Here is a 19261-nt window from a genome sequence, read left to right as displayed (position 1 = left end):
CAGTGATGAAGTGGTCTTTATTCATGATCGACTTCGCCGCGACAATCTGCAACACGAACTCACGTCATGGAGAACCGCTCATGTCCAAATCCATCGTTGCCGCCTTGCAGATCGGGTCCTTGCCGGGTGGCAAGGGCGAGACCCTGGAACAGATCCTGTCCTACGAACAGGCGATCATCGACTCCGGCGCCTGCCTGGTGGTGATGCCGGAAGCGCTGCTCGGCGGCTACCCGAAGGGCGAGACCTTCGGCACCCAGCTGGGCTACCGCCTGCCGGAAGGGCGTGAAGCGTTCGCCCGTTATCACGCCAATGCGATCGACGTTCCGGGCCCGGAAACCGAGGCACTGGCCGGGCTGTCGGCCCGCACCGGGGCCAACCTGGTACTCGGCGTGATCGAGCGCAACGGTCACAGCCTGTTCTGCACCGTGCTGTTCTTCGACCCGCAGGCAGGCCTGGTGGCCAGGCACCGCAAGCTGATGCCGACCGGTACCGAGCGGCTGATCTGGGGCAAGGGCGACGGTTCGACCCTGCCGGTGGTGGAAGGCAAGGCCGGGCGGATCGGTTCGGCGGTCTGCTGGGAGAACTACATGCCGCTGCTGCGTACCGCGATGTACGCCAAGGGCGTGGACGTCTGGTGTGCGCCGACGGTGGACGAACGGGAAATGTGGCGGGTGACCATGCGTCATGTCGCCTGCGAGGGCCGCTGCTTCGTGGTCACCGCCTGCCAGGTCCAGCCCTCGCCGGCGGCGCTGGGCGGCAGTGTCGAGAACTGGCCGGACGAGCGCCCGCTGATCAACGGTGGCAGCCTGATCGTCGGGCCGATGGGCGATGTGCTGGCCGGGCCGCTGGTGGGCGAAGCCGGCCTGCTGACCGCCGAGATCGATACCGACGAGCTGGTACGGGCCCGCTATGATTTCGACGTGACCGGCCACTATTCGCGTCCGGATGTGTTCGAACTGCGAGTGGACGAGCGGGCCAAGCCGGGCGTACGTTTCATTCAGGACTGAGGCGTCAGGCCGCGCCGCCATTGCTCACGGGTGATTTCCCAGATATCACAGGGCAGTCGCCCGCTGACGAAGGCGCGCTCCTCGCTACGGATCAGGCGCATGCCCTCACGCTCCGAAACCCGTCGCGAGGCCAGGTTGGGCGCGGCCTTGGGGACGCGCAGCAGTGGCCGGTCGAGGACTTCGAACCAGTAATGGGTGACCACGCGGCTGGCCTCGCTCATCAGCCCCTGGCCCTGCCACTGCGGTGCGAGCCAGAAGCCGCGGTTGTTGTCGGTTTCGTTCATCAGGCTGATGGAGCCGATCATCTGTTCCGGTGCCGTCTTCAGGCGCATCGACCAGTGCCATTCCTCTCCGCGTTCGACGGCGGGCAGCGCGATATCACGCAGATAGCTCAAGGCGCCGTCGTCCGGATAGGGCCAGGGCACCAGGGCGTTGAGGTAGCGCACCACTTCCCAGTGCGGGAACAGTTGCTGGACGGCGGGTGCGTCGGCGAGCGTCATCGGTTGCAGGATCAGCCGTTCGCTGTGCAGGGTGGGGTATCTGTCCATGATGCGTGCCGTCCCGGGCGGAGTCGAAAGGCTCCTTATAACAGCCTTTCGTGTCGCCCAGCAGGTGCTGGTTCACCAGCGGCTGGTATTGGAACCCGGCAGGTCCAGGCGGCCCCGCTCGACGAAACGCATCGTGCCGAACGGTCCCCCGGCCAACTTGCCGCGCAGTACGTAGGGCAGGCCGTCAAGGCTGCGGGCCTGGCTCAGGCCGAAGGTCTGGCGCAGCATGGAAAAGGCCGAGACGCTGACCGGTACCGTCAGCGTTGTTTCGGAAAAGCGCTGCAGCGTGCCTTGCTGGTTGCTGACACCGGAGGCCAGCGGCTGGTCGTTCACCTCCAGGTCGAGGGCCACGCCGTTGTAGGCGATGGCCGTCTCGTTGGGATTCTGCAGGCGCAGGGTCACGGCGAAGCGCATCTCCATGTCCTGGCTGGGCAGTGGCTCGATCCCGACCACGTTGATATTCAACGGGTCGCGACCGGAGAACAGTGCGCAGGCACTGAGGGTCAGCAACAGCAGGCCCAGGCCGAGGAGTTTGCGCATGGTGGAATCCTCTGGATGAATGGCAGGCTCACGATACAGCAAAGCATGGACCCTGCGGCTCCTGACAGTTTCTGACAGGAGTCTCTGCTAGGCTGCGCGCATCCGCTTCTGTTCAGGTTGAATCCACCGTGTCCCGTACTTCCCGTCTATTGACGCTGTTGCAGGTATTGCGGGCCCGTAGCCGCCCGGCCACCGCGGCGGCCCTGGCCCATGAACTGGAGATTTCCGAGCGGACGGTCTATCGCGACATTGCCGAACTGATTGCCCTGGGCGCGCCGATCCAGGGCGAGGCGGGGATCGGCTACGTGTTGCGCAGCGGCCTGTTCCTGCCGCCGCTGATGCTCGATGCCGACGAGGCCGAGGCGATCATGCTCGGCCTGCAGTACGTCAACCAGCGGGCTGACGATGTGCTGGGCAAGGCCGCCTGTGGGGCCCTGGCGAAGATTTCCGCGGTGCTCGGGCCGGCGGCCCAGGAGGCCCTGCGCAACCCCACCGTGCTGGCCGGACCCGCCGGTTACGGCTTCCCGGAGAACATCGTGCCACTGAGCGTGCTGCGTCAGGCGATCGGCCAGCAGACCAAGCTGTACATCGACTACGCCGATGCCAACCGGATCCCCAGCCAGCGCCTGATCTGGCCCCTGGCCCTGGGCTTTCTGAACGAGGTGCGGGTGATCGTCGCCTGGTGTGAGCTGCGCAACGACTACCGGACCTTTCGTACCGACCGCATCGCTGCCGCCTGCGAGCAGGGCGAACGGTATCCGGGACGGCGCAGCGACCTGTTGCGCGGCTGGCACCAGGCCTGCGAGCAACAACAGAAAACCCAGCCGTTCACTCCTGACAAAAACTGACGCGGGCCTGGCATAGGATGAGGCCAGTCCCACCAGCAAGGAGCTGTGCCCCATGAACACCTCATCCCTGGCCCCGGCTATCGAGGCCTATATTGCCGCCGCCAATGCCCGCGACACCTCGACGATCGACAGTTTCTTCGCCGCGGACGCGAATGTCTTCGATGAAGGCCGGCACCAGGTCGGTACCCTGGAGATTGCCAGGTGGATGGATGAAACCGGTCGCAAGTACCAGCCCCGGGTCGAAGTGCTCGACGTCGCCCAGCGCACCGGCAAGGTGCTGGTGCGCAAGCTCGTCTCGGGCAGCTTTCCCGGCAGCCCGGTGGAGTTGCGCTACACCTTCCGGCTGAACGAACAGGGCAAGATCGCCCGGCTGGATATTTCCCTCTGAGTCGAGCTGGCATACTGCGGGGCCCTGTTCAGCAATGGCCCCGCCCATGACCGTCGATTCCCCCCTGATTGCCTACCAGCGAGCCGTCGCCCAGGGCTTTGTCCACGACCCCGCGCAATGGCAGGCGGTGCAGGCGCTGCAACACTGCCAGGAGGCGCTGCACCAGGGGCAGGTCCCCCGCGGCGTCTACCTCTGGGGGCCGGTCGGGCGCGGCAAGACCTGGTTGATGGACCAATTCCACCAGACCCTGCGGGTGCCGTCCCGGCGCCAACATTTCCATCACTTCATGGGCTGGGTGCACCAGCGCTCCTTTCAGTTGAGCGGGATCGCCGATCCGTTGCGGGCCCTGGCCCGTGAGCTGGCGGCCGAGGTGCGGGTGCTGTGTTTCGACGAGCTGTTCGTCAATGACATTGGTGATGCGATCATTCTCGGGCGGCTGTTCCAGGTGATGTTCGACGAGGGGGGGGTGATCGTCTGTACCTCCAACCAGCCGCCGAACCAGCTGTATGCCGAGGGTTTCAACCGCGAGCGCTTTCTGCCGGCGATTGCCGCGATCGAACGGCACATGACGGTAGTCGACGTCGATGGCGGCGAGGATCATCGTCTGCATCCGGGCGCGGGTCTGCAGCGTTACTGGGTGGTGCCGGTGGAAGGCTCGAGCGGTTTTGCCCAGGCGTTCGACGCGCTGACCGCCGGGCAGCCGGTGTCCAGCGAGCCGGTCGCCATGGGGCATCGGACCCTGGCGGTGGTGCGGGCTTCGCCAAGCGTGCTCTGGTGCCGTTATGCCGAACTGTGTGAGCAGCCGTTGGCGGCGATGGACTTCATGGCACTGTGCGATCGTTACTCGGCGATCTTCCTCGACGAGGTACCGAACCTCAGCGCCCGCCAGCGTCCCGGTCGGATCGCCCGGGGTACCGAGGATGCCGCGCAACGGGTCGAGGCGGGGGATCGTCAGTTGCCACAACTGTCGATCCACGATGACAGCGTGCGTCGTTTCATCGCGCTGGTGGACGAGTGCTACGACCGCAAGGTGGCCTTGTACGTCGCGGCCCAGGTGCCGCTGGACGAACTGTACAGCGAGGGTTACCTGGCGTTCGCGTTTCGTCGTACCCTCAGTCGCCTGCATGAGATGCAGTTGCAGCGGTTCGGGCAGTGAAGCCAAGTCTGGAGAATTTCCTTCGCCCGGCCCTGGCCCGGGCCTACAATCGGCTGCCCTGAAGCGAGAACCGATTTTCAATGATGCCGTCGAGGATGAACATGGACGTTGCGGATGTACTGATACTGCAGGCGAGCTACACCAACCCGGTGCATGCCGAGGCGATCGCCCTGGTGCTGAACCACTATGCCGAAGACCCGATGGGCGGTGGTCAGTCGCTGGACCCTGACCTGCTGGCGCAACTGCCGGCCGAGCTGGCCAAGCGTGCCCATGCGTTCAGTGTGCTGGCGTTTGTCGGTGGCGAGCCGGCGGGGCTGGTGAACTGCTTCGAAGGCTTTTCGACCTTTGCCTGCCGGCCACTGGTGAACGTGCATGACGTCGCGGTGCTGAGCCGGTTTCGGGGGTTGGGGTTGAGTCGCAGGATGCTGCAGAAGGTCGAGGATATCGCCCGTCAGCGGGGCTGCTGCAAAATTACCCTGGAGGTGCTGGAGGGGAATGCGGTGGCCCGGGCTGCGTACGAGAAGTTCGGTTTCAGTGGTGCCCAGCTGGATCCGAGTCACGGGCAGATGATGTTCTGGAACAAGTATCTGTAATGACTCCCCTCAAGTACCAGGGCGGATATCTTCACTGAACATCCGGTTGGCCGGCATTCAAATAAAAAAGCGCCCCATACAGGGCGCTGAAAGAAAACACCCCTCACAAGAAACTTGTGGAGCAACCAGAGGTGTTATCGGGAGCTCGATCGATGAATCAGGTGTCAGGTTGTTGCTCGGCCGTTTTCACTTCGTTCGAAGAGGCATCGTTCTTTTGTGCCTGAGCGGTCAGGGTCTTCTGTTCGGCCTGCTCGCGCGCCAGCTGCTGGCTGACCTGGAAATTTTCCCAGCGCTCACGGGCACGGTCGGAGCCGCCTTCGGCCAGGGCAGCGAAAGAAGTGGCGGACAATAGACCGGCAATCAGCAAGGTAGGCAGTTTCATGATTGATGTTTCCTGAGTTGTCTAAATGGATGTCGCCGTGGCGATCTGAAATTCGGAGCAACTTTAGGAAGGGGGAATTAAGTGGCAATTAAGATGGATAAATGCCGGATGAGCGGTTGCAGGAATGTTTGATGAATATCAGAAAGATTAAGTAAATATTATGAGCCTGTTTTAAGCGGATAATATTTTTCTGATTTTGCCCGTTGCTTCGCAGGCAGGCATGCCAGCCCGGATCGGCGCCATCGGGTAGGCGCCGAGAGAAATGGCCTGTTCCGCTGCGAGCCGCGAGAACAGGCCAGAAGCTCATTTCTTCGCCACGTCTCCCTGCGGCTTGGGCTTGATCAGGCTGAAATCGATCAGCGCCCTCTGTGGACGCGCGTAGGGATCGCCGATCAGCAACGGCCGAACCTTGAACTGATCGCTGACCACGCTCTTGCTCAGGTCCTGCTCATCGAAGCTCAAGCCGGCCAGGTCGGTCCAGGTGTGGATCAGGTGCGAGCTGCTGTAGGGGCGGCTCAGGTCCGAAGCGAAGCTCCAGTCATGGCTTTCGCGCCATTTCGGCGAGGCCCAGGCGATGAACGGTATGGTGTACATCGGCGCCGTCGGCTTGGCCTCGTTGCGGCCCAGGGTGGCATGGCCGGCGGAGTCGAAGACGTCTTCGCCGTGGTCCGACAGATACAGCAGGAAGCCGTTCGGGTCGGTCTTGGCGTAGTCCCTGATCAGGCTCGATACCACGAAATCGTTGTACAGCACGGCGTTGTCGTAGCTGTTGTAGGTCGGTATCTGGTCGTCGCTCAGACCGGGCGGGGCGCCGGTACGGTCGGTGAACTTCTCGAAGGCCGGCGGGTAACGGTACTGGTAGCTCATGTGCGTGCCCAGCAGGTGAACCACGATCAGCTTGCGCGGGGCGCTGTCGGCCAGGGCCTTGTTGAACGGTTCCAGCACATCGCCATCATACTGGCGGGCGTTCTGGTTGCGGTTGTTGTTCAGGTACACCTGCTCGTCGGCCTGCTCGGAGAAGGTCGTGAGCATGGTGTTGCGCTTGGTCATGGTCTGCTGGTTGGTGATCCACCAGGTCTTGTAGCCGGCCTGCTTCATGACGCTGACCAGCGACGGGGTCTTGAGGTACAGGTCGGGGTTTTCTTCGTCGGCGAAGGTCAGGACCTGCTGCAAGGCCTCGATGGTATAGGGACGCGGAGTCACCACGTTGTCGAAGACCGCCAGTTGTTCCCTGAGCTTGTCGAGGTTCGGCGTGGTTTCCCGGCGATAGCCGTACAGGCTCATGCGCTGGCGGTTGGTCGACTCGCCGATGACCAGCACCAGGGTGGTCGGCAGGCCGGCCTGGCGGTCCTTGAGGTTATGCAGCGGTGGAATCCTGCTGGCGCTGTCGAGCATGCCCTGCATGTTGTTCAGTTGTTGGCGATAGCTGCGATAGGCTACCACCATCTGCCACGGGACCGCCGGTTCGACACGGCTTTCGAAACGCTCCAGGCCTTCCTCCAGCGTCGAGCTGCGGTTGATCTGGCTGACCAGTGGATAGCCGATGATCGACACCAGCAGCAGCGTCGCCACCGCCAGGGCGCGACCGCGTGGCAGGTGAACCGGGCGTACGCGGGTCCAGAGCAGGAAGGCCACGACGCTGTGGGCGAGCAGCGCGAGCAGGATCCACCACTGGAAGTACTGGGTCAGGTACTCGCTGGCCTCGGCCATGTTCGATTCGAACATGATGAAGATCACGCTCTGCGAGAATTCCTGCTGGTAGATGAAGAAGTAGCCCAGGCTGGCCAGGGAACAGGCCCACAGTATCAGGCCGATCAGGGCGCTGAGCAGGCGGGTGCGACGCGGGAACACCAGCAGCGGTGCCAGCCAGATGGCGCTGAGGAAGAATGCCTGGCGGAACCCGGAGAAGCCGGAAGTGCCGCTCAACTGGATCAGCAACTGGGTGATACCCGAGAAGTACCAGAAGAACAGGAACATCCAGCCGAGCCCGGCCCAATCAAAACCTTTCGCAGACTTGTTGCTGCGTTCGAACAACGCCATCGAGCACTCCAATCAATCGCCAACTGAACCATGGGGCTGGGAAAAAAGTCGCCATGGGGAATGGCCGCACGAATTGCGCACGGCTGGAAGGCCTGGAGTATCGGTAACGACGTGTGAAAAAAACGTTCAGGGCCAGGCACACCGGCGGCGCGCCTGGAGGGGATGGGGAGTCAGCCGTGGGCCGGCGTTCAGTTGCCCAGTCGCGGCAGCGGGGCCTGGGCCGTCAGGGATTGCGCCTGCAGGGCCTCCTGCAAGAGCGCGACCTGCTGCAGCAGCGCGTTGCGCTCGTCCTGCAACTGCCGCAACTCATCGCGGCGGATCGTGACGTACAGGGTTTGTGGGGGACGTACTGCGGCTACCGTACCCATTGCTCACCTCGCGAAGGGTCTGTTTCGGTGGAGCTGGCCCGGCCCGATCAGGGGCAGGGGGCTCGTTCAAGACAATTTTGGATTCTTTTTCGGCGCATGGGAACTTTTTTATTTTTTGTTGTCGCCGTGTCCTGGGAGCGAGTTCGAGCGTAACAAGAGGGTCACGGGCGACACCGGCGAACCAATCATCGCCGTATTTGACTAACCTTTCGCAGGACACACGCCGTTGCGGTGGGCTAAGGTGTCGCCTTTATCTTTTTCGAGTTTTTTCGAACTCGTCGTCTGGAGTAACGCTACATGCAACTTGGAATCATCGGACTGGGCCGCATGGGCGGCAATATCGCACGGCGATTGATGCTCAAGGGCCATGAGACCGTGGTTTACGACCGCAACACCGACTTCGTTGCCGCCCTGGGCCAGGAAGGTTCCACCGGTGTCGCCGACCTGCCGGCACTGGTTGCCGGGCTGAGCGCGCCGCGAGCGGTCTGGGTGATGTTGCCGGCCGGGGCGCCCACCGAGGACACCATTGCCGAACTGGGCAAGCTGCTGCAGCCGGGGGATGTGATCATCGACGGCGGCAACACCTACTACAAGGATGATATCCGTCGTGGCCAGGAGCTGGCGCAAAAGGGCATCCACTATATCGATGTCGGTACTTCCGGCGGCGTCTGGGGCCTGGAGCGTGGCTATTGCATGATGATCGGCGGTGATGCCGAGGTGGTCCGCCGCCTTGATCCGCTGTTCGATGCGCTGGCCCCGGGCCTGGGCAACATTGCGCGGACCCGCGATCGCAGCCCGACCGCCGACGACCGCGCCGAGCGCGGCTACATCCATGCCGGCCCGGCGGGTTCCGGGCACTTCGTCAAGATGATCCACAACGGCATCGAATACGGGATGATGCAGGCCTTCGCCGAGGGTTTCGACATCCTCAAGACCAAGAATTCCGAAAGCCTGCCGGCCGACCAGCGTTTCGACCTGAACCTGGGCGATATCGCCGAGGTCTGGCGCCGCGGCAGCGTGGTCTCCTCTTGGCTGCTGGACCTCACCGCCGACGCCCTGGCCACCGATCCCAAGCTGGACAACTACTCCGGCGCGGTGGCCGACAGCGGCGAAGGCCGCTGGACCATCGAGGCGGCGATCGAACAGGCGGTACCGGTGCCGGTGCTGTCCAGCTCGCTGTTCGCCCGGTTCCGCTCGCGCCAACAGAGCACCTATGGCGACAAGTTGCTGTCGGCGATGCGCTTCGGCTTCGGCGGCCACGTGGAGACGCCGAAAAAATGAAGGCCACCGGCAAGAAAAGCAAGGTTGAGGCCGCCCCGCCGACCACGCTGTTCCTGTTCGGTGCCCACGGCGACCTGGTCAAGCGCCTGCTGATGCCGGCGCTGTACAACCTGAGCCGTGACGGCCTGCTCGACGACGGCCTGCACATCGTCGGCGTCGACCACAACGCCGTCACTGACGCCGAGTTCGCCAAAAAACTGGAAGAGTTCAGCCGTACCGAGGTGGCCGCCAAGAGCGGGAAGACTGCGGAGCAGGCGCTGGATGCCGCGCTCTGGCGCAAGTTGGCGAAGAACATCAGTTACGTGCAGGGCGATTTCCTCGACGACTCCACCTACACCGCGCTGAACGCAAAGATTGCCGCCAGCGGCACCGGCAACGCGGTGTTCTACCTGGCTACCGCGCCGCGCTTCTTCAGTGAGGTGGCGCGGCGCCTGGGAGCGGCCGGGCTGCTCGAGGAAACGCCCGAGGCCTTTCGGCGGGTGGTGGTCGAGAAGCCGTTCGGCTCCGACCTGGCCACCGCCGAGGCGTTGAACGCCTGCCTGCTCAAGGTGATGAGCGAGAAGCAGATCTACCGGATCGACCATTACCTGGGCAAGGAAACCGTACAGAACATCCTGGTCAGCCGCTTCTCCAACGTGTTGTTCGAGGCGTTCTGGAACAACCACTACATCGACCATGTACAAATCACCGCGGCGGAAACCGTGGGCGTGGAAACCCGCGGCAGTTTCTACGAACACACCGGCGCCCTGCGCGATATGGTGCCCAACCACCTGTTCCAACTGCTGGCGATGGTTGCCATGGAGCCGCCAGCGGCCTTTGGTGCCGACGCCGTACGTGGCGAGAAGGCCAAGGTGGTCGGCGCGATTCGACCCTGGAGCATCGAGGAGGCACGGGCGAACTCGGTTCGCGGCCAATACACCGCCGGTGAAGTGGCGGGCAAGGCCGTGGCCGGTTATCGCGAAGAAAACAACGTGGCGCCCGACAGCAACACCGAGACTTATGTCGCGCTCAAGGTGATGATCGACAACTGGCGCTGGGTCGGCGTGCCGTTCTACCTGCGGACCGGCAAGCGCATGAGCGTGCGCGACACGGAAATCGCCATCTGCTTCAAGCCGGCGCCGTATGCGCAGTTCCGCGATACCGAGGTCGAGCGCCTGCAGCCGACCTACCTGAAGATCCAGATCCAGCCGAACGAGGGCATGTGGTTCGACCTGCTGGCCAAGCGCCCGGGGCCGGCGCTGGACATGGCCAATATCGAGCTGGGGTTCGCCTACAAGGACTTCTTCGAGATGCAGCCGTCCACCGGCTACGAGACGCTGATCTACGACTGCCTGACCGGCGACCAGACGCTGTTCCAGCGTGCCGACAACATCGAGAACGGCTGGCGCGCGGTGCAGCCGTTCCTCGATGCCTGGCGCGAAGACAGCCAGGTGCAGTCGTACAAGGCCGGCGAGAATGGCCCGGCGGCTGCCGATGAACTGTTGGCGCGCGACGGCCGCGCCTGGCACGGCATCGGATGAGCGGCTCGGTGCAATACCCCATCCGCCTGCTGCTCAGCGACATGGACGGCACCCTGTTGCGCCCTGATCACAGCCTCAGCCCACGCACTGTCGAGGCGGTGCGGGCGCTGCGCAAGGCGGGGGTGTTCTTCAGCCTGGCCACCGGTCGGCCGCCACGGGCGATGCGCGAGCAGATCGAGGCGCTGGGTGTCGATTTACCCGTGGCCGCGTTCAACGGCGGCACGTTGATGCATCCCGATGGCCGCTACCTGGTGACTCATTACGTGCCGCGCGAGGCGGCGATCTGCACCCTGGAGTTGCTGTCGCGGCATGAGGAGGTGGAGATCTGGGTGTTTGCCGACAACGAATGGCTGCTGCGCAACCCCCACGGCACCATGGTCCCTCGGGAGCAGCATGCGCTGGGCTATCCGCCGAAGGTGGTGGAGAGTTTCGAGCCGTACCTGGACCGTATCGACAAGATCGTCGGGGCCAGCGGCAATGCGCAACTGCTGATCGAACTGGAGACGGTGCTGCAGCCGCTGGTGGCGGACCAGGCGCTGGCCAGTCGCTCGCAGCGGGCCTACCTGGACATCACCGCGATGCAGGCCAACAAGGGCGAGGCGCTGGTGACACTGGCGAAGTTCCTTGAGGTGCCGCTGGCGCAGACGGCGGCGATCGGCGATGGCGGCAATGACCCGGCGATGTTCCATCGGGCGGGGCTGGCGATTGCCATGGGCCAGGCTGAAGAGGTGGTCAAGCGGCAGGCGGATGTGGTGACCGGCAGCAACACCGAGGATGGAGCGGCGCAGGCCATCGAGCAATGGATCCTGGGGCCTCGCTAGGTGGTGGAGGCTGGCCGCCTCTGGCGGTTCGCGGGCAAGCCTCGCTCCTACAAGTGATCGGGCCGTACAAAGGATTTGAGTTCGACGCCGGTCGCTGTAGGAGCCGGGCTTGCCCGCGAACCGCCGCAGGCGGCCATTCGCCCAAGTCCGGCTTTTGGCACATCCGCTACCCCCGACCGCCCAACCCGCTTGCTATATTCCCTCAAACTCCCATCAGCCCGCCAAGGATGCCCCGTCATGTCCGAATACCAAGCCTTCCGTGTCGAACTGGCCGACAACATCGCCCATGTGCAGATCAACCGTCCGGAAAAGATCAATGCGATGAACGCCGCGTTCTGGAGCGAGATCACCCAGATCTTCCAGTGGGCCGACGACACCGATGAGGTCCGGGTGGTGGTGCTGAGCGGCGCGGGCAAGCATTTTTCCTCAGGCATCGACCTGATGCTGCTGGCCTCGGTCGGTAACGAACTGGGCAAGGACGTGGGCCGCAACGCTCGCCTGCTGCGGCGCAAGATCCTGCAACTGCAGGCCTCCTTCAACGCCGTCGACCACTGCCGCAAGCCGGTCCTGGCCGCCATCCAGGGCTACTGCCTGGGCGGGGCCATCGACCTGATCGCCGCCTGCGACATGCGCTACTGTGCCGAAGACGCGCAGTTCTCGATCAAGGAAGTGGATATCGGCATGGCCGCCGATGTCGGCACTTTGCAACGTTTGCCACGTATCATCGGTGACGGCATGCTGCGCGAGCTGGCCTACACCGGCCGCCAGTTCGGTGCCGACGAGGCGCAGCGCATCGGTCTGGTCAATCGTGTCTATCCTGATCAGGCCGCGCTGCTCGACGGTGTGATGGGGTTGGCGCGGGAAATCGCCGGCAAGTCGCCGATCGCCGTGAGCGGCACCAAGGAAATGCTCAGTTACATGCGTGACCACCGGATCGACGACGGCCTGGAATACGTTGCCACCTGGAACGCCTCCATGTTGCAATCGAACGACCTGCGTGTGGCCATCGCGGCACACATGAGCAAGCAGAAACCTGAATTTCTGGACTGAGGAAGGTTTCCCGGTCCCCAAGGAACCCGCAATGACTCAAGGCTGGACAACCGCAGTACTGGATATCGAACAACCCGGTGGCTGGGCCGTGGCCCGTGGTCCCGAGGGGTTCCTGCTGGATGACAACGGCGTGCTGTTCCCCCGCGAGTGGCTCAAGCGCCAGGACCTGCCGGTACTCTGCGAGCATGGCATCGGCCATCGCGATGGCGAGCCGGTGTACCTGCTGGAACTCAAGGCCACGGCCGAGGTACCGGGTTGCCGCTGGCAGGGGCTGCGGCGCTTCATGCTCGAAGGTGACTTCACCACCTACCGTATGCTCGGCTATGCCGCGCAGATCGGAACCTGGGCCCGTGAGCACCGGTTCTGCGGCAGTTGCGGCCAGCCGACCCGCCAGGTCCCGGGCGAGCGGGCGATGTATTGCCAGCCGTGCGACCTGCGCGCCTACCCACGGATTTCGCCGAGCATGATCGTGCTGGTGACCCGCGGCGATGAAGTGCTGCTGGCCCGCTCGCCGCGTTTCGTGCCCGGGGTCTACAGTACCCTGGCCGGTTTCGCCGAGCCGGGCGAGTCGGCGGAGGATTGCCTGGTGCGTGAGGTCCGCGAGGAGGTGCAGGTCGAGGTCAGCAACATCCAGTATGTCGGCAGCCAGTGCTGGCCGTTCCCGCACTCGATGATGCTGGGCTTCCATGCCGAATATGCCGGCGGCGAGATCGTGCCGCAGGTCGACGAGATCGAGGATGCGCAGTGGTTCAATATCCGCGAACTGCCGCCGTTGCCGGCATCCCGGTCGATCGCCCGCTACCTGATCGACCTGTATGTGGCGCGTCGCCTAGGCCACGCTGAACCAGTGCTGCCAGGCTAGGCGCACGGTCAGACCGAGGACCACGGTGATGAACACCGGGCGGATGAACTTCGCCCCGCCACTGATGGCGGTGCGGGCGCCGAAGAATGCCCCGAGCATCACCGAAACACCCATGGCCAGGCCGATGATCCAGTCGACCTGACCGGAAAACACGAACACCGACAGCGCGGCGATATTGCTGACGAAGTTCATGCTGCGCGCCACGCCGCTGGCCTTGACCAGGTCGATGGGGTAGAGCAGCAGGCTGCTGACGGTCCAGAACGCACCGGTGCCGGGCCCGGCCACGCCGTCGTAGAAACCCAGGCCGAAGCCCTGGGGGAACTGCCACTTCCTGCGGATCGGCGCGTCGCTGTCCAGCGGCGCCTTGGGCGTACCGCCGAACAGCAGGTACAGGCCACAGGCGAAGACGATCACCGGCAGCATCCTGTTCAGCCACTCGGCTGGCATGAAGTGCGCGGCCACTGCGCCGATCAGCGCACCGGCGAGGGTGCCGAAGATCGCCAGTTTCCACTGGCGCGGATGGAACAGCTTGCGCCGGTAGAAGGTGAAGCTGGCGGTGGCCGAGCCGAAGGTCGAACTGAGCTTGTTGGTGCCCAGCACCAGGTGCGGTGGCAGGCCGGCGGTCAGCAGTGCCGGGGTGGTCAGCAGGCCGCCCCCGCCGGCGATGGCATCGATGAAACCGGCGACGAAGGCGACGACGGCGAGAATGGCGAGGGTGGTCAGGTCTACGCTGAGATCGAAAGGCATGGGGTCGGCTTAGGCTATGTATGAAATCGCTTGAAACTTGGTTATGCGGCGTTAAAAACCGGCTCGGAATGCTCATTGACAACCAGTCAACTGCGCTTCCTCGCCGGTTTTTGCCTTGCCTAACCTGCGTTTCAAACAATTTCGTACACAGCCTAGGTCGGCAGATGGCGCGCAAAGCGCCTGAAGGGGCGCCATCTTACCGAGTCGCGAGGGCCGCTGCGACCTCAGCCCTTGGCCGGGCCGTTGCCGATCTGCCAGACGAACGGTGGCTCGGTGCCGTTGATCGCCCAGTCGCCGATGATCCGGGCCTTGTAGATCACCGGGTTGTGTGACGACACCGTCCGCGCGTTGCGCCAATGGCGATCCAGCGCCTTGCCCTGGCGGACATCGGAGGCGCCGAGGGCATTGAACAGTTCGCTGGTGGCGCGCTGGATCAACTCCGAGACCACCACCTGCGCCGTGGCCGACTCGATTTCCGCGTCGACATTGGCCTGGCGTTCCACCTCATCATCACCGCCGAAGCGCGCGAGGTAGGCCCGCTGTGCCGGTTGCGCGGCGCGTACCGCCGAGGCCTCGGCGGCATACACCAGCGCGGCGACTTCGCCGACCACCTGCTGCACCTGCGCATCCTCGCTGACCCGCTGGGCATTGCCATGGCTGTAGATGCGCTTGCGCTCGCGCACCTGGCGTGCCACGTCCCTGAGCGCCGCACGACCGATGCCCGCCAGGGTCGCCAGCAGCACCAGTTGGTAGAACGCTGTCTGGTACTTGAAGCGGGTGGCGAAGTCGATGACATGGCCGCTTTCCACCACGGCATCGACGAACCGCGAGGTGCCGCTGCCGGTGGTGCGCTGGCCGAAACCGTCCCAGTCGTCGTTGTGTTCGACGCCCGGCTGGCGGGCGCGCACGGCGGCAATCACGTCGCCGCCGGTGTCGCTGCGGCGGGCGTAGACGTCGATCCAGTCGGCAAAGATGCTGCCGGTGCTGTAGAACTTCTCGCCATTGAGGCGCCACTGTTCACCGTCCGGCGAGACCCGGGTCACCACGTCGCCGATGACCACGTTGCCGATCTCGGTCCAGGCGCAGCCGACGATGTCGCCGTCGACGAAGCGTTTGAACCACAGGTCACGGCCGGGGCCCGGGGTGGCGTTCAGCCGGTCCTCGGCAAAGGCGAAATGCCCGCGCAGGGCCTGCGGGACATTGGAGTCGGCCTCGGCCAGTTCGATCAGCAACTGGAACAATTGCGGCAGGGAGGCGCCGCCCCCACCATATTCCACCGGTACTCGTACAGCGCCGAAGCCGGCCTGCTTGAGCCACTGGATCGGCTCGTGGGGCAACTCGCGGGCCAGTTCCCGTTGCACGGCACCGGCGGCGATGCGCGCGAAGATCGGTCGGAAGCGTTCGGCCAGGGACTCGTAGTCGACGCCGAGGGACAGTGGGTTGATTACCTGGTGTTCGGTCATGGGACAGCTCCTTGTGGCAGGCAGAGAAAACTGCGGTTGCCGGGAGCGGTTGCAGGGTCCATGCCGTTGGCGATCACCCCGTGTTCACGGGCTTCTATCTCGCCAGGCGAGGCGGCAACTGTTGTCTGGGCAACAGATCTTCAACAAATCGTCCTGTAGGCCACAGGTTTCCGGAGGCGAGAAGGCTCTGCGTGGGAGCGGGCCTGCCCGCGAACAGGCCCTTGAAACCGGCAGAAACGTTGCGGGCAAGCCCGCTCCCACAGGGTATCGTGCCGTGTTCGTGCGGTTGCCGGGTCGGACGCTGGCACGCTTGCTGCTCCAGTGACCTGACATTCCCTGGTCCGAGGTGCAGCACCATGAGTCAGCAAGCCGTGAAATTCGCCTACTGGGTACCCAATGTCAGTGGTGGCCTGGTGGTCAGCAAGATCGAGCAGCGTACCCGCTGGGACATCGACTACAACCGCAGACTGGCGCAACTGGCGGAGGAGGCCGGGTTCGAGTACGGCCTGACCCAGATTCGCTTTACCGCCGGTTATGGCGCCGAGTACCAGCACGAGTCGGTGGCGTTCAGTCATGCCCTGCTGGCCGCCACCACCCAACTGAAGGTGATCGCCGCGATCCTGCCCGGCCCCTGGCAGCCGGCGCTGGCGGCCAAGCAACTGGCGACCATCGACCAGCTGACCGGTGGGCGGATCGCCGTGAATATCGTCAGCGGCTGGTTCCGCGGCGAGTTCCACGCCATCGGCGAGCACTGGCTGGAGCACGACGAGCGTTATCGCCGCTCCGAAGAGTTCATCCGCGCGCTGAAGGGGATCTGGACCGAGGACGGGTTCACCTTCAAGGGCGACTTCTACCGGTTCAACGACTACACCCTCAAGCCCAAGCCGCTGAGCCAACCGCATCCGGAGATCTTCCAGGGCGGCAGCTCGCGGGCGGCACGGGACATGGCGGCACGGGTTTCGGATTGGTACTTCACCAACGGCAACACGCCGGAAGGCATCAAGGCCCAGGTCGACGACATCCGTGCCAAGGCCGCGGCCAACGGTCACTCGGTAAAGATTGGGGTGAACGCCTTCATCATTGCCCGCGATACCGAGGAGGAGGCCCGCGCGGTGCTGGCGGAAATCATCGACAAGGCCGATCCCGAGGCGGTTGGCGCGTTTGGCGATGCGGCAAAGCAGGCCGGCAAGTCGTCGCCGGAAGGCGAGGGCAACTGGGCCAAGTCCGGTTTCGAAGACCTGGTGCAATACAACGACGGCTTCAAGACCAACCTGATCGGTACCCCGCAGCAGATCGCCGAGCGCATCGTGGCGTTGAAGGCGGTAGGGGTGGACCTGGTGCTGGCGGGGTTCCTGCATTTCCAGGAAGAGGTCGAATATTTCGGCAAGCGGGTGTTGCCGCTGGTGCGTGAACTGGAGGCGCAGAAGGCGGCGCGACCAGTGGCCGAGCTGGCCTGATTCTGCTGACGCCCCCGTAGGAGCCGGGCTTGCCCGCGAAGAACGATGACGCGTCATGACGGATACACCGCGTCGTCCCGTTCGCGGGCAAGCCCGGCTCCTGGGGGAGGGGGCTGAGGTGTTCTTCCAGCAACAGTGAACTCACATTCTGTTCTGTACAGAAATCACGCCTGTGACCGCTGATAAATAGTAACTGCATGATTTGAAAGGAAAAATAACTTAGGCACAGAAGCTGCATTAGCCCACGCAACACCCTTCGCCCGAGAGCGCTCCATGTCTTCCCTGCCTGAATCCGCCAGCTACCCGATCCATTCCCCCGACGCCCACCTGATCCGTGACGAGGCCGAAGCCCTGGCCGTCGCTCGACGTGTCGCCGCCCGTTTGCTGGAGCAGGATGCCGAGCGCGATCGTACGCGCCAGGTGCCTGCCGAAGTGGTCGACCTGTATTCCAACAGCGGCCTGTGGGGCATCACCGTGCCCCGCGAGTTCGGGGGGGCTCAGGTGTCCTATGCGGTGCTGGCCGAAGTGATCGCGATCATCTCGGCAGCCGACCCGTCTCTGGGACAGATCCCGCAGAACCACTACTGCCTGCTGGAAGACATTCGCCTGCAGGGCACGCCCGAGCAGCAGGCGCATTTCTTCGACCTGGCGCTGCAGGGGCATCGTTTTGCCAATGCGCTGTCGGAAACCGGCGGCAAGAACGTCCAGGACATCCAGGCCACCGTTCGCCGTCACGGCGACGGCCATGTGATCAACGGGCGCAAGGGCTATTGCACCGGTTCGCTGTATGCCCACTGGCTGGCGGTGCTGGCCCTGGACGAAGAGGGCAGGGCCCAATTGGCGTTCGTCGAGCGTGGGACGCCGGGGCTGGTGATCGTCGATGACTGGGACAGCATCGGCCAGCGCACCACCTCCAGCGGTACGGTGCTGGCCCGGGACCTGAAGGTCCCGGCGTTCAACCTGTTCCCCACCTATCGCTCCTATGAGAACCCGACCCTGGCCGGCCCGTTCGCCCAGTTGACCACCGCCGCCATCGATGCCGGCATCGCCCGTGCGGCCTTGCGCGATACCGTGACCTTCGTCCGCGAGCAGGCCCGGCCCTGGATCGACGCCGGGGTCGACAAGGCCAGCGAAGACCCGCTGACCATCATCCAGGTCGGTGCCCTGGAGATTCGTCTCGAAGCCGCCGATGCCCTGCTCGAACGGGCCGGCAAGGCGCTGGATGCCGCCCGCCCCGCGCCCGACGAAGACAGCGTCGCCCGGGCTTCGCTGGCGGTGGCCAAGGCCAAGGTACTGACCACCGAAATTGCCATCGAGGCCAGCAACCGGCTGTTCGAGCTGGGTGGCACCCGCTCGACCCTGAAAAAGCACAATTTCGATCGCCACTGGCGCAATGCCCGGGTGCACACCCTGCATGACCCGGTGCGCTGGAAATACCACGTGATCGGCAACTGGCTGCTCAACGGCATCAAGCCGCCGCGGCACGACTGGTCCTGAAACCATGGGCGAGCTGCTGAAAAACATCTACTGGGCGGATATCGCCCAGGCCTGCCTCGACACCCTGAGCATGCTCGCGGCGGCGCTGGCGTTCATCATCCTGCTGGGCTTGCCGCTGGGGGTGCTGCTGTTCCTCACCGGCAAGCGCCAGTTGCACGAGACCCCCGGGTTGTATCGGGTGTTGTCGGTGGTGGTGAACGTGCTGCGCTCGCTGCCGTTCATCATCCTGCTGATCGTGCTGATTCCGCTGACCACGCTGCTGGTGGGGACCTCCCTCGGGGTACCGGGGACCATTCCACCCCTGGTAGTGGGCTGCACGCCGTTCTTCGCCCGGCTGGTGGAAACCGCCTTGCGTGAAGTGGATCGTGGCGTGGTGGAGGCAACCCAGGCGATGGGGGCCAGCACCTGGCAGACCATCCGCCACACCCTGCTGCCGGAAGCTCGTGGCGGGCTGCTGGCGGCGGTGACGGTGACCGCCATCGTGCTGGTGGACTACACGGCGATGGCCGGGGTGATCGGTGGCGGCGGGCTGGGCGACCTGGCGATCCGCTATGGCTACCAGCGCTTCCAGACCGATGTGATGGTGGTCACGGTGATCCTGCTGCTGCTCCTGGTACAGGCGCTGCAAATGACCGGTGACCGCCTGGTGGCCCGCTACAGCCGACGTTGACCCGCCGAACCGAACTTATAAAA

The 19261-nt window shown here is 64.2% G+C and carries 20 protein-coding genes; 13 read left to right on the top strand and 7 right to left on the bottom strand.

The features are described from left to right. The first annotated feature begins 80 nt into the window (after nt 1-80). Complete coding sequence (locus ACZ5KU_RS21550; RefSeq protein ID WP_054060311.1) at nt 81-1007, top strand: carbon-nitrogen hydrolase family protein; 927 nt, start codon at nt 81-83, stop codon at nt 1005-1007. Here the strand turns inward: ACZ5KU_RS21550 and ACZ5KU_RS21545 are convergent. After that, nucleotides 998-1555, bottom strand: a complete 558-nt coding sequence (locus tag ACZ5KU_RS21545) for a GNAT family N-acetyltransferase (protein WP_464736240.1) — start codon at nt 1553-1555, stop codon at nt 998-1000. The genes ACZ5KU_RS21550 and ACZ5KU_RS21545 overlap by 10 nt on opposite strands. 72 nt (nt 1556-1627) lie before the next feature. Beyond that, nucleotides 1628-2095: an LEA/WHy family protein gene (locus ACZ5KU_RS21540; RefSeq protein WP_054060309.1), complete on the bottom strand. Its 468-nt coding sequence runs from the start codon at nt 2093-2095 to the stop codon at nt 1628-1630. Between the two features lie 128 nt (nt 2096-2223). On the opposite strand from ACZ5KU_RS21540, the gene ACZ5KU_RS21535 reads away from it, so the two are divergent. From ACZ5KU_RS21535 to ACZ5KU_RS21520, 4 genes are all read left to right on the top strand, one after another. After that, nucleotides 2224-2943: a helix-turn-helix transcriptional regulator gene (locus ACZ5KU_RS21535; RefSeq protein WP_054060308.1), complete on the top strand. Its 720-nt coding sequence runs from the start codon at nt 2224-2226 to the stop codon at nt 2941-2943. 52 nt (nt 2944-2995) lie between these two features. Then, nucleotides 2996-3331, top strand: coding sequence for a nuclear transport factor 2 family protein (locus ACZ5KU_RS21530; RefSeq protein WP_054060307.1), 336 nt, complete (start codon nt 2996-2998; stop codon nt 3329-3331). A 46-nt stretch (nt 3332-3377) separates the two neighbouring features. Next, a complete protein-coding gene (zapE, locus tag ACZ5KU_RS21525; protein WP_464736239.1) occupies nt 3378-4487 on the top strand; it encodes a cell division protein ZapE in 1110 nt (369 codons plus the stop codon). A gap of 101 nt (nt 4488-4588) precedes the next feature. After that, on the top strand, nt 4589-5080 hold the full coding sequence (locus ACZ5KU_RS21520; RefSeq protein WP_054060337.1) for a GNAT family N-acetyltransferase: 492 nt from the start codon (nt 4589-4591) through the stop codon (nt 5078-5080). Between the two features lie 157 nt (nt 5081-5237). Here ACZ5KU_RS21520 and ACZ5KU_RS21515 read toward each other — a convergent pair whose 3' ends face one another. From ACZ5KU_RS21515 to ACZ5KU_RS21505, 3 genes are all read right to left on the bottom strand, one after another. Beyond that, a complete protein-coding gene (locus ACZ5KU_RS21515; protein WP_273822478.1) occupies nt 5238-5462 on the bottom strand; it encodes a DUF2790 domain-containing protein in 225 nt (74 codons plus the stop codon). 303 nt (nt 5463-5765) lie between these two features. Then, nucleotides 5766-7502 (bottom strand): phosphoethanolamine transferase CptA, encoded by a 1737-nt coding sequence (locus tag ACZ5KU_RS21510; protein ID WP_464736238.1) that lies wholly within the window; start codon nt 7500-7502, stop codon nt 5766-5768. A gap of 188 nt (nt 7503-7690) precedes the next feature. Then, the gene (locus ACZ5KU_RS21505; protein WP_054060303.1) at nt 7691-7870 is read right to left on the bottom strand and encodes a DUF6026 family protein; all 180 of its coding nucleotides are present in this window, start codon (nt 7868-7870) and stop codon (nt 7691-7693) included. A gap of 297 nt (nt 7871-8167) precedes the next feature. Between ACZ5KU_RS21505 and gnd the strand changes: the two genes are divergently transcribed. The 5 genes from gnd (at nt 8168) to nudC (ending at nt 13404) form a co-directional block, all read left to right on the top strand. Continuing rightward, entirely contained in the window at nt 8168-9151 is a 984-nt protein-coding gene (gene gnd, locus ACZ5KU_RS21500; RefSeq protein WP_054060302.1) for a phosphogluconate dehydrogenase (NAD(+)-dependent, decarboxylating), read from the top strand. Next, complete coding sequence (gene zwf / locus ACZ5KU_RS21495; protein WP_054060301.1) at nt 9148-10671, top strand: glucose-6-phosphate dehydrogenase; 1524 nt, start codon at nt 9148-9150, stop codon at nt 10669-10671. The genes gnd and zwf overlap by 4 nt, the downstream gene beginning before the upstream one ends. Next, entirely contained in the window at nt 10668-11492 is an 825-nt protein-coding gene (locus ACZ5KU_RS21490; protein ID WP_054060300.1) for a Cof-type HAD-IIB family hydrolase, read from the top strand. Before zwf ends, ACZ5KU_RS21490 begins: the two co-directional genes overlap by 4 nt. 237 nt (nt 11493-11729) lie before the next feature. After that, nucleotides 11730-12542: a crotonase/enoyl-CoA hydratase family protein gene (locus ACZ5KU_RS21485; protein ID WP_464736237.1), complete on the top strand. Its 813-nt coding sequence runs from the start codon at nt 11730-11732 to the stop codon at nt 12540-12542. A gap of 31 nt (nt 12543-12573) precedes the next feature. Continuing rightward, entirely contained in the window at nt 12574-13404 is an 831-nt protein-coding gene (nudC, locus tag ACZ5KU_RS21480; RefSeq protein ID WP_054060298.1) for an NAD(+) diphosphatase, read from the top strand. Here the strand turns inward: nudC and ACZ5KU_RS21475 are convergent. Both ACZ5KU_RS21475 and ACZ5KU_RS21470 read right to left on the bottom strand, forming a co-directional pair. Continuing rightward, nucleotides 13372-14151 carry a TSUP family transporter gene (locus ACZ5KU_RS21475; RefSeq protein WP_054062810.1) on the bottom strand — a complete coding sequence of 260 codons (780 nt, stop codon included), beginning with the start codon at nt 14149-14151 and terminating at the stop codon, nt 13372-13374. The genes nudC and ACZ5KU_RS21475 overlap by 33 nt on opposite strands. Nucleotides 14152-14375: 224 nt before the next feature. Then, nucleotides 14376-15614 (bottom strand): acyl-CoA dehydrogenase family protein, encoded by a 1239-nt coding sequence (locus ACZ5KU_RS21470; protein ID WP_054059917.1) that lies wholly within the window; start codon nt 15612-15614, stop codon nt 14376-14378. 356 nt (nt 15615-15970) lie between these two features. Here ACZ5KU_RS21470 and sfnG point away from each other — a divergent pair, with 356 nt between their 5' ends. The 3 genes from sfnG (at nt 15971) to ACZ5KU_RS21455 (ending at nt 19238) form a co-directional block, all read left to right on the top strand. After that, the gene (sfnG, locus tag ACZ5KU_RS21465) at nt 15971-17071 is read left to right on the top strand and encodes a dimethylsulfone monooxygenase SfnG (protein WP_054059916.1); all 1101 of its coding nucleotides are present in this window, start codon (nt 15971-15973) and stop codon (nt 17069-17071) included. A 273-nt stretch (nt 17072-17344) separates the two neighbouring features. Next, nucleotides 17345-18568, top strand: coding sequence for an SfnB family sulfur acquisition oxidoreductase (locus ACZ5KU_RS21460; RefSeq protein WP_054059915.1), 1224 nt, complete (start codon nt 17345-17347; stop codon nt 18566-18568). A gap of 4 nt (nt 18569-18572) precedes the next feature. Beyond that, nucleotides 18573-19238, top strand: a complete 666-nt coding sequence (locus ACZ5KU_RS21455; RefSeq protein WP_054059914.1) for a methionine ABC transporter permease — start codon at nt 18573-18575, stop codon at nt 19236-19238. Nucleotides 19239-19261: the final 23 nt, after the last annotated feature.

The organism is Pseudomonas sp. Tof1, assembly GCF_055390395.1.
This window is presented reverse-complemented; position numbering and strand designations above follow the sequence as displayed.

What these genes read in the sequence shown, in the direction of transcription:
- nudC (WP_054060298.1), top strand. Translation starts at nt 12,574, where the DNA reads ATGACTCAAGGCTGGACAACCGCAGTACTGGATATCGAACAACCCGGT.
- ACZ5KU_RS21550 (WP_054060311.1), top strand. Translation starts at nt 81, where the DNA reads ATGTCCAAATCCATCGTTGCCGCCTTGCAGATCGGGTCCTTGCCGGGT.
- ACZ5KU_RS21490 (WP_054060300.1), top strand. Translation starts at nt 10,668, where the DNA reads ATGAGCGGCTCGGTGCAATACCCCATCCGCCTGCTGCTCAGCGACATG.
- ACZ5KU_RS21485 (WP_464736237.1), top strand. Translation starts at nt 11,730, where the DNA reads ATGTCCGAATACCAAGCCTTCCGTGTCGAACTGGCCGACAACATCGCC.
- ACZ5KU_RS21470 (WP_054059917.1), bottom strand. Translation starts at nt 15,614, where the DNA reads ATGACCGAACACCAGGTAATCAACCCACTGTCCCTCGGCGTCGACTAC.
- ACZ5KU_RS21455 (WP_054059914.1), top strand. Translation starts at nt 18,573, where the DNA reads ATGGGCGAGCTGCTGAAAAACATCTACTGGGCGGATATCGCCCAGGCC.
- ACZ5KU_RS21530 (WP_054060307.1), top strand. Translation starts at nt 2,996, where the DNA reads ATGAACACCTCATCCCTGGCCCCGGCTATCGAGGCCTATATTGCCGCC.
- zapE (WP_464736239.1), top strand. Translation starts at nt 3,378, where the DNA reads ATGACCGTCGATTCCCCCCTGATTGCCTACCAGCGAGCCGTCGCCCAG.
- ACZ5KU_RS21520 (WP_054060337.1), top strand. Translation starts at nt 4,589, where the DNA reads ATGGACGTTGCGGATGTACTGATACTGCAGGCGAGCTACACCAACCCG.
- gnd (WP_054060302.1), top strand. Translation starts at nt 8,168, where the DNA reads ATGCAACTTGGAATCATCGGACTGGGCCGCATGGGCGGCAATATCGCA.
- ACZ5KU_RS21545 (WP_464736240.1), bottom strand. Translation starts at nt 1,555, where the DNA reads ATGGACAGATACCCCACCCTGCACAGCGAACGGCTGATCCTGCAACCG.
- sfnG (WP_054059916.1), top strand. Translation starts at nt 15,971, where the DNA reads ATGAGTCAGCAAGCCGTGAAATTCGCCTACTGGGTACCCAATGTCAGT.
- ACZ5KU_RS21510 (WP_464736238.1), bottom strand. Translation starts at nt 7,502, where the DNA reads ATGGCGTTGTTCGAACGCAGCAACAAGTCTGCGAAAGGTTTTGATTGG.
- ACZ5KU_RS21475 (WP_054062810.1), bottom strand. Translation starts at nt 14,151, where the DNA reads ATGCCTTTCGATCTCAGCGTAGACCTGACCACCCTCGCCATTCTCGCC.
- ACZ5KU_RS21460 (WP_054059915.1), top strand. Translation starts at nt 17,345, where the DNA reads ATGTCTTCCCTGCCTGAATCCGCCAGCTACCCGATCCATTCCCCCGAC.
- ACZ5KU_RS21505 (WP_054060303.1), bottom strand. Translation starts at nt 7,870, where the DNA reads ATGGGTACGGTAGCCGCAGTACGTCCCCCACAAACCCTGTACGTCACG.
- ACZ5KU_RS21515 (WP_273822478.1), bottom strand. Translation starts at nt 5,462, where the DNA reads ATGAAACTGCCTACCTTGCTGATTGCCGGTCTATTGTCCGCCACTTCT.
- zwf (WP_054060301.1), top strand. Translation starts at nt 9,148, where the DNA reads ATGAAGGCCACCGGCAAGAAAAGCAAGGTTGAGGCCGCCCCGCCGACC.
- ACZ5KU_RS21540 (WP_054060309.1), bottom strand. Translation starts at nt 2,095, where the DNA reads ATGCGCAAACTCCTCGGCCTGGGCCTGCTGTTGCTGACCCTCAGTGCC.